The 7,622-nt window shown below is 67.9% G+C and carries 10 protein-coding genes; 6 read left to right on the forward strand and 4 right to left on the reverse strand.

Features of this window, described 5'->3' with window-relative positions:
* The first annotated feature begins 3 nt into the window (after window positions 1–3).
* Genes AC1DSO_RS13825 through AC1DSO_RS13835 form a run of 3 tightly spaced genes read left to right on the forward strand, consistent with a single transcriptional unit; the run spans window position 4 to window position 1,733 of the window.
* Window positions 4–411: a hypothetical protein gene (locus AC1DSO_RS13825; protein ID WP_477069363.1), complete on the forward strand. Its 408-nt coding sequence runs from the start codon at window positions 4–6 to the stop codon at window positions 409–411.
* 22 nt (window positions 412–433) lie between these two features.
* Window positions 434–862 (forward strand): hypothetical protein, encoded by a 429-nt coding sequence (locus AC1DSO_RS13830; RefSeq protein WP_477069364.1) that lies wholly within the window; start codon window positions 434–436, stop codon window positions 860–862.
* Window positions 863–884: 22 nt separating this feature from the next.
* Entirely contained in the window at window positions 885–1,733 is an 849-nt protein-coding gene (locus AC1DSO_RS13835; protein WP_477069365.1) for a DNA/RNA non-specific endonuclease, read from the forward strand.
* A 44-nt stretch (window positions 1,734–1,777) separates the two neighbouring features.
* On the opposite strand, the gene AC1DSO_RS13840 is transcribed toward AC1DSO_RS13835, so the two are convergent.
* The 3 genes from AC1DSO_RS13840 to AC1DSO_RS13850 all read right to left on the reverse strand — a co-directional run bounded on the left by AC1DSO_RS13840 (window position 1,778) and on the right by AC1DSO_RS13850 (window position 3,288).
* On the reverse strand, window positions 1,778–2,278 hold the full coding sequence (locus AC1DSO_RS13840) for a winged helix-turn-helix transcriptional regulator (RefSeq protein WP_477069366.1): 501 nt from the start codon (window positions 2,276–2,278) through the stop codon (window positions 1,778–1,780).
* 111 nt (window positions 2,279–2,389) lie between these two features.
* Entirely contained in the window at window positions 2,390–2,890 is a 501-nt protein-coding gene (locus AC1DSO_RS13845) for a DUF3237 domain-containing protein (RefSeq protein WP_477069367.1), read from the reverse strand.
* Window positions 2,887–3,288: a nuclear transport factor 2 family protein gene (locus AC1DSO_RS13850; protein ID WP_477069368.1), complete on the reverse strand. Its 402-nt coding sequence runs from the start codon at window positions 3,286–3,288 to the stop codon at window positions 2,887–2,889. The genes AC1DSO_RS13845 and AC1DSO_RS13850 overlap by 4 nt, the downstream gene beginning before the upstream one ends.
* A 231-nt stretch (window positions 3,289–3,519) precedes the next feature.
* On the opposite strand from AC1DSO_RS13850, the gene uvrB reads away from it, so the two are divergent.
* From uvrB to AC1DSO_RS13865, 3 genes are all read left to right on the forward strand, one after another.
* The gene (gene uvrB / locus AC1DSO_RS13855; RefSeq protein WP_477069369.1) at window positions 3,520–5,814 is read left to right on the forward strand and encodes an excinuclease ABC subunit UvrB; all 2,295 of its coding nucleotides are present in this window, start codon (window positions 3,520–3,522) and stop codon (window positions 5,812–5,814) included.
* 201 nt (window positions 5,815–6,015) lie between these two features.
* Window positions 6,016–6,750 (forward strand): hypothetical protein, encoded by a 735-nt coding sequence (locus AC1DSO_RS13860; RefSeq protein WP_477069370.1) that lies wholly within the window; start codon window positions 6,016–6,018, stop codon window positions 6,748–6,750.
* Window positions 6,751–6,808: 58 nt separating this feature from the next.
* Window positions 6,809–7,201, forward strand: a complete 393-nt coding sequence (locus AC1DSO_RS13865; protein ID WP_477069371.1) for a hypothetical protein — start codon at window positions 6,809–6,811, stop codon at window positions 7,199–7,201.
* 1 nt (window position 7,202) lies between these two features.
* Here AC1DSO_RS13865 and AC1DSO_RS13870 read toward each other — a convergent pair.
* The coding region (locus AC1DSO_RS13870; RefSeq protein ID WP_477069372.1) for a hypothetical protein at window positions 7,203–7,622 on the reverse strand (420 nt) is incomplete at its 5' end.

A 7,622-nucleotide genomic window follows, 5' to 3' on the forward strand; every position in this document is an offset into this window, starting at 1 on the left:
AGAATGGCCTTGCCTCTGAAACAGGTCTCGCAGTGGGGAGAGTACGGCCTRCTGATCTGGCTGGCCGTGCTGCTGGCGTTCGTGACCTATCGCGGCCTGGTCAGCGGCAAGCTGCGCGACCTGGTCGCCGAGCCGCGCGGCGGCGGCGTCTCGCCGGCCCGACTGCAGGCGCTGGGCGTGACGATCGGCTTCGCCGGCTACTACCTCACCGCGGGCCTGCAGGCTGTTGCTGAAGGCGCCGCGCGCCTGCCCGACATCAAGCCCGAGACCCTGTCCATCGTCGCCGCCAGCCTGGGCGTGCACATGGGCGGCAAGCTCTACGAACGCCATCCGCGCCGGACCGCCGGTTCCCACGACAGCGCCGAAACCAAGCCGCGCCGACCCAAGTCCGGCCGCAAGCCGAAATCCTGAGCTTCAGAGGAAGGACGACACCATGCCCACCACGCCCTGGGCCCTCCTGGCCTATATCGTCGGCATCGCCATCATCGTGATCATCCTCGGCTTCGCGGCCGTGGTGGTCTGGCGGCTGATCTCCAAGCCCGGCGCCCTGGACGGCCTGATCGCCGAGCCGCTGGGCTCCGAGACGGTCAAGGCCCTGGCCGCCGGCCTCACCGCCGGTCCCAATCCGCCCGTGGGCGCGGCCCTAGCCGCCGCCGTCCAGCAGGCCGCCGAGGGCATCCCGTCCAAGGCCAGCCTGTCGCGCTTCCAGTTCCTGCTGTTCACCTTCGTCGTGGCGGGACTGTTCCTGCTGCTATCGATCGAGGCCGGGGCCTTCGTCGAGGTGCCGCCGACCGTGCTGGGCCTGATCGGCATCAGCGGCGGCAGCTTCGTGATTTCCAAGGGCATCTCGAACAGCAAGTAGCCAGCCCGCTGGAGGCTCCGCCATGATCCGCTCGCTCCTGGGCGCGGCCGCCCTGGCCGCCATCTTCGCGGCGACGCCGCGCGAGACGGCCGCTGCGCCGCCCGCCCCCCCGTCGTCCGCGTGCCTGGCGCGCTTCTCGGTCGTCGGCCTGCCACGCCATCGCGGCGACGACATCGCCCTGAAGCAGACGCTGGCCTGCCATGACGGCTACGCCCTGTCGTTCAATGGCCAGACCCGCAATCCCGACTGGGTGATCGAGCGCCTGACCCCGGCCGCCCTGACCGGCAAGGCCAGTCGCAAGGACAACTTCCGTCCCGACCCGCTGGTCCCCGGCAGCCCGGCCAAGAAGGACTATACCGACCCCGCCAATCCACGCGACCGCGGCCACCAGGCCCCGGCGGCGGACTTCAAGTTCAGCCAGCCCCAGACCGACGACAGCTTCTTCATGTCGAACATGTCGCCCCAGGTCGGCGCCGGCTTCAACCGCGCCCAATGGCGGTTCCTGGAGGAGGACATCCGGGCGGCGGTGCTGTGCGGCGGCCACGACGACATCATCGTCATGACCGGCCCGATCTACGGCTCAAGCGCCACCTGGATCGGCCCCGGCCCGTTCAAGATCCTGTCGCCGGCGGCCTATTTCAAGGTGCTGTACGACGTCCGCGCCGGCCGCGCCGTCGGCTTCCGCCTCGACAACAAGGCCTATACGAAGACGCCGTCGGACCACTTCATCGTGCCGATCAGCCAGCTGGAGGTCGAGACCGGCCTCGACTTCCTCGGCGCCCTGTCCCGCCGCGACCAGAACGTCCTGGAGCGCAGCAAGGGGACGTTCTGGGGCCACGGCCAGAGTTGCGCGAACCAGGTGAAGGACTGAGCAGGACGAACCGTCGCCTTACATGACCGGAAGGGACCGCAGGATCACCCCGCCTTGAAGCTCGCCCATCGCTTGTCGCGTTCCGCGGCGTAGGCTTCGTCGAAGGCGGCGGTGAGGTCCTCGCGACGCATCACCTGCCCGCAGCTCTGGCAGGTGGGGCCTAGGCCAGGATCTTCGCCGCACGGATGATGTCGGTAGCGGATCGCCACCGCTTCATCCTCATCCTTGAACCAGGTTTCGCCCCAGGCCCGCAACGCCAGCAGAACCGGGTGGAACGCCAGCCCCATCGGCGTGAGGACGTACTCGTACCGTACGGGCCGTGTGCTGTAGGCGCGACGCTCCACCAAACCGTCGGCCTGCAGCTTCTTGAGCCGGGCCGCCAGCATCTGGGGCGTAACGTCGGCTTGGGCCTGGATCTGCTCGAAGCGATGGTTGCCCATGAACAGCTCGCGCAGGATGATCACCGTGCAGCGGTCGCCCACGATCATCTGGGCGCGCGCCACCGGACAGAGTGTGCGGTCGAACTCCGCCGGCTCTGACGTCATCGGGCGGATGCCTCCATATCTCGTATGATAATCATAGGCGTTGGTGGCGGCAAGTCGACGAGAGCTCAGACCGAACGGGCCGCGCCACGCCCTGACGCGGCGCGGAGCGGATCAGAGAACGTGATAGATGCGGAAATCGACGTGGCCCGCGGATAGTTCGTTGTAGCCGACCAGAACGGCCTCGTTCAGCCACGAATACCGCGCGTCCGCTGTCTCCAGCTTGGGGGTCGTGCGGATATAGGTCTCGGCGAACGACAGGCGCTCGCCGGCCGCCAGACGCTGACGGCCGTCAGGCGGCAGCTTCGACACCCCCCTGGATTCAAAATAGATCAGCGCGCCATCGTCGGTGACGATCGTCGCGCGGATGTCCAGTCGCCCCAGGCCATCGTCGCCGATCAACACCCAGTCGACGCTGCCCGGCAACAGCCGCCCGCTTAGTCGCGGGCCCTCGAGGCGTCCGCCTTTGCCGACCATGGGCACGAGCGTGCCGCGCGACGTCGGGATGGGAAGAGGCGCTTCCAGATCCACCGCCATGTCGCAGAGATAAGCGACCGGAAGAGCGTCGAGGCGCGGCTGATCGAACAGCAGCGCGGGCGGCGAAACGGCGCTCATGCCGTGAGCCCCAGGGCCGCCTTGACCTGCGCGTAGTCAAAGAAGGTGTCCTTGCGCGTCACCTGTCCGTTGGCGTCGATTTCGACGACGTCGAGGGCGCGGAAGCCACGACGCGCCTCGCCGGTCCGCTGGAACGTGAGCGTCCAGTCGAGGGTCCAGTGACGGTCGCCGAGCAGGAGGCGATGGGTCTCCACGCCGAAATCGGGATAGCGCTGGAAGACCTCCGAGAACTCGGCGTGCAAGGCCGCGCGCCCGCGCACCTCGCCGGTGCGGCCGTGGGCCTGGAAGGTCGAGTCGTCCGCGTGCAGCGCGAGGATGGCGTCCGGGTCGCGGGCCTTCCAGGCATCGGCATAGCGTTCCGCGATCGCGGCGACGTTCAGAGTGGCGTGTCCGGGCATTGTGACCTCCGTGTCGCGGAGCCGTTCCGCGCCCCTCGACAATACCTATGATTTTCATAGCATCAAGTGCCTATGATTATCCTAGGCACTTGAGCCGTGGACTCGGGCGGCCGGTCGGAGGCCTGGGATCCCGCGCGAGCCTTCCGAAGCCGCCCCCTCCCGCCACACTGCTGCCACTCGCCGTCAGCAGGCCCCCTAGCCGAGAGCCGCGCGCGCACCTAACTTGGGGCCATGCCTCGCACCCCGGATACCAGCCCCCTTGGGGGCGTCTCGGACGTCTCCACGCCCTTCGTCATGGACAACCATGGGGATACCCTCGGCGGCGCCGTCGGCGACGTCGCGGCCGGCGTCATGGCCACGCTCTGGACCCCGCACCGGCCGTCGCGGCCGCCGAAGTCCGAGGGCGGCAAGAAGTTCAAGCTGGTCTCCGAGTACCAGCCCGCCGGCGACCAGCCGACGGCGATCCGGGAACTGGTCGGGGGCCTGGAGAACGGCGACCAGGACCAGGTGCTGCTGGGCGTCACCGGCTCGGGCAAGACCTTCACCATGGCCCAGGTCATCGCCGAGACCCAGCGCCCGGCCCTGATCCTGGCCCCGAACAAGACCCTGGCCGCCCAGCTCTACAGCGAGATGAAGTCGTTCTTCCCGGAGAACGCGGTCGAGTACTTCGTCAGCTACTACGACTACTACCAGCCGGAAGCCTACGTCCCGCGCACCGACACCTATATCGAGAAGGACAGCTCCATCAACGAGCAGATCGACCGGATGCGCCACTCGGCCACCCGGGCGATCCTGGAGCGCGACGACGTCATCGTCGTGGCCTCGGTCAGCTGCATCTACGGCATCGGCTCGGTCGAGACCTATACCGCCATGACCTTCACCCTGACGGTCGGGGACAAGGTCGACGAGAAGCAGCTGATCGCCGACCTGGTGGCCCAGCAGTACAAGCGCAACGAGATGGCCTTCGAGCGCGGCACCTTCCGCCGCCGGGGCGACACCATCGAGATCTTCCCCGCCCACTACGAGGACCGCGCCTGGCGCGTGACCATGTTCGGCGACGAGGTCGAGGCGATCTCCGAGTTCGACACCCTGACCGGCAAGAAGACGTCCGAGCTGGAGACCATCAAGGTCTACGCCAACAGCCACCACGTCACCCCGCGCCCGACCCTGCGCCAGGCGATCATCGCCATCCGCGCCGAGCTGAAGGAGCGGCTGGCCTGGATGATCGAGAACGGCAAGCTGCTGGAGGCCCAGCGCCTGGAGCAGCGCACCACCTTCGACCTGGAGATGATCGAGACCACCGGCTCGTGCGCCGGCATCGAGAACTACAGCCGCTACCTGTCGGGCCGCCGGCCGGGCGAGCCGCCGCCGACCTTCTTCGAATACATCCCCGACAACGCCCTGCTGTTCACCGACGAGAGCCACCAGACGGTTCCGCAGATCGGGGCCATGTACAAGGGCGACCGCAACCGCAAATGGACCCTGGCCGAGTATGGCTTCCGCCTGCCTTCGGCCCTGGATAACCGCCCCCTCAAGTTCGAGGAGTGGGACGCCATGCGGCCGCAGACGGTGCACGTCAGCGCCACCCCGGCCGGCTGGGAGATCGAGCGGGCCGGCGGCGTGTTCGCCGAGCAGGTCATCCGCCCCACCGGCCTGATCGACCCGCCGGTCGAGGTGCGCCCGGTCAGCAAGGACAACGCCTCCCAGGTCGACGACGTGGTCGACGAGATCCGCCAGACCATCAAGAAGGGCTACCGCACCCTGGTCACCGTCCTGACCAAGAAGATGGCCGAGGACCTGACCGAATATCTGACCGAACAGGGCATCCGCGTCCGCTACATGCACTCGGACGTCGACACCCTGGAGCGCATCGAGATCATCCGCGAGCTGCGGCTGGGCAATATCGACGTGCTGGTCGGCATCAACCTGCTGCGCGAGGGCCTGGACATCCCCGAGTGCGGCTTCGTGGCCATCCTSGACGCCGACAAGGARGGCTTCCTGCGCTCGGAGACCTCGCTAATCCAGACCATCGGCCGGGCGGCGCGGAACATCGACGGCAAGGTCATCCTCTATGCCGACCGGATCACCGGCAGCATGGAGCGGGCCATGGCCGAGACCGCCCGCCGCCGCGAGAAGCAGCACGCCTACAACCTCGAACACGGCATCACGCCCGAGAGCGTCAAGCGCGACATCAAGGACATCCTCAACAGCCCCTACGAGCGCGGCGACCGCGTGCTGGTGCCGATGGGCCTGTCCGAGACCGACGACCGCCCGTTCAATGGCGACAACTTCAAGGCCGCGCTCAAGGACCTGGAGGCCAAGATGCGCGAGGCCGCCGCCAACCTCGAGTTCGAGACCGCCGCCCGCCTGCGCGACGAGATCAAGCGCATGAAGCTGATGGACCTGGAGTTCGCCAACGAGGTCCTGGCCGCCACCGGCGACACGGTCGACAAGTCCGCCCCCAAGCGCCTGCGCGCCGAGATCCGCCAGGAAAAGGCGGAAGAGTTCCGCAAGAAGCGGCGCTAGACGGGCCAAAAGACGCCCCCTCCGTCACGGCGCGTATTCGCGCCGCGCCACCTCCCCCGTTTCACGGGTGAGGAGGGGCTTCCTCCTCCCCCTGCGAAGCGGGGGAGGTGGCCCGGAGGGCCGGAGGGGGCGTCCTCCCCCTTCCCTCTTCCCGCGCCCCGCGTTAGCCAAACGCTAGCCCCTCCCTCGCTGGACCCCCGCATGACCCAAGGCCCCGAGGCGACGCCCGAGCAGAGCCTGACCACCAAGCTGGTCGGCATGCTGCTGGCGTTCGGCCTCACCCTGGTCGGAGTCCTGGGCCACACCCTGATCCAGGACCTGCTGGCCCGCCGCGACCAGGCCATCCTGCGCACCATCCCGGACGTGCTGGTCTGGTGGCGTGAGCCGGCGGCCGGCGAGCTGTGGACGCTGCTCCTGGTCGCCCTCCCGCCGCTGCTGCTGATCCCGGGCGCGTTCGGCGTCCGCAGCCAGCGGCTCGCCCTGTCGCGGCGCGGGCGCTGGGGGATGGTCGGTCTGGCGGCGGCCCTGGTCGCCAGCGGCCTGGCCCTGGAGGCCCTGGTCACCAAGCCCGAGCTCAGCGTCGCCACCCCGTTCGGCGCGGCCTGGCTGCACGACGGCAAGCCGCGCGAGCACTGGTCCTGGGGCGCGGCCACCGCGGTCGGGATCGGCTGCGTCAACGCCAAGCGTGACGACGCCCGCGAAGGTGAGCACAGCCTCAACTACGACGTCGCCTTCCCCAGCGGCCGCGAAGCTCAGTTGCTCCGCGACACCCGCGACCTCGGCCCGCTGCTGCTCCGCCTGGCCCCGGTCGATCAGAGCCTGCGCGCCCGCGCCATCCCCCGCTTCGCCAGCGTCGACGACGCGTGCCTGCGCCACTTCGAGCGGGGGCTGAAGCCGGCGGAGCAGGCGGCGCTGCGGTCGCTGATGAGCCGGTAAGGCGGCTTGCGGCCGCCGCCGGCCGCGCTCAAGCTCGGCCCTTCACGGGAGCAAAGCCATGAGCCGCCAGACGCGCATCCTGATCCTGGGCCAGGACGTCAACACCGTCGACTACACCAGCCCGGCCCTGCCGCCGGGCATGACCGCCGAGAAGGTCCTGGCCGGCCTGGCCCGCGCCGAGGCCGCCTTGGAGACCAAGGGCCACCACGTCGACATGCTCCAGGTCCAGCCCGACCCCGTCGTCGCCGAAGCCGAGGTCGAGGCCCAGCTGTCCGGCGCGCCCTACGACGTGGTGGTGATCGGGGCCGGCATCAGGAACCCGCCGCCGAGCCTGGGGCTGTTCGAGGTGGTGCTGAACGCCGTGCACCGCGGGGCGCCGGGGGCGCGGATCGCGTTCAACACGCGGCCGGACGATAGTGATGTGGCGGCGGAGCGGTGGGTGGGGCGGTAGGTTAAAGCGCGGGCAGAGCYTCTGGCGTTTCTACAAGTCGTAATTTGCTCCAAAGCGCCTTAGCGGAAGCCACTCTCTCTTCCGTCGCCTTCTGGGGCTTTCTACGCTGTGTTTCTTCCCACCAATTTTCAATACCCGACAGCTTTAGGAAAGCCGCAGTCGCGGCAAGCTCCAAGGTAACTGGATCGGTTGAACATGCAGTTCTAACAACCTCTTCAAATTGCGGATTTAAATCGCCACGCTCATCTGTAGAGTAAATTGAATATCGCCCGCCCCATTTTGCGACATCCTCTTCCTCACGGACAATATCATCAAGCACAGCATCCCGAACAGATGAGGCCAGCTCCTCACTGTACGGACCGTAATAATGATAGGAAAATGGGAAATCGGGTCCGAGGCCCGCAATTTTTAGTATATATAC

Source organism: Caulobacter sp. P4_E5 (assembly GCF_056401555.1).

Coding starts and splice junctions, on each gene's coding strand:
- AC1DSO_RS13865 (WP_477069371.1), top strand. CDS start 6,809: ATGAGCCGCCAGACGCGCATCCTGATCCTGGGCCAGGACGTCAACACC.
- AC1DSO_RS13850 (WP_477069368.1), bottom strand. CDS start 3,288: ATGCCCGGACACGCCACTCTGAACGTCGCCGCGATCGCGGAACGCTAT.
- AC1DSO_RS13845 (WP_477069367.1), bottom strand. CDS start 2,890: ATGAGCGCCGTTTCGCCGCCCGCGCTGCTGTTCGATCAGCCGCGCCTC.
- AC1DSO_RS13860 (WP_477069370.1), top strand. CDS start 6,016: ATGACCCAAGGCCCCGAGGCGACGCCCGAGCAGAGCCTGACCACCAAG.
- AC1DSO_RS13830 (WP_477069364.1), top strand. CDS start 434: ATGCCCACCACGCCCTGGGCCCTCCTGGCCTATATCGTCGGCATCGCC.
- AC1DSO_RS13835 (WP_477069365.1), top strand. CDS start 885: ATGATCCGCTCGCTCCTGGGCGCGGCCGCCCTGGCCGCCATCTTCGCG.
- AC1DSO_RS13840 (WP_477069366.1), bottom strand. CDS start 2,278: ATGACGTCAGAGCCGGCGGAGTTCGACCGCACACTCTGTCCGGTGGCG.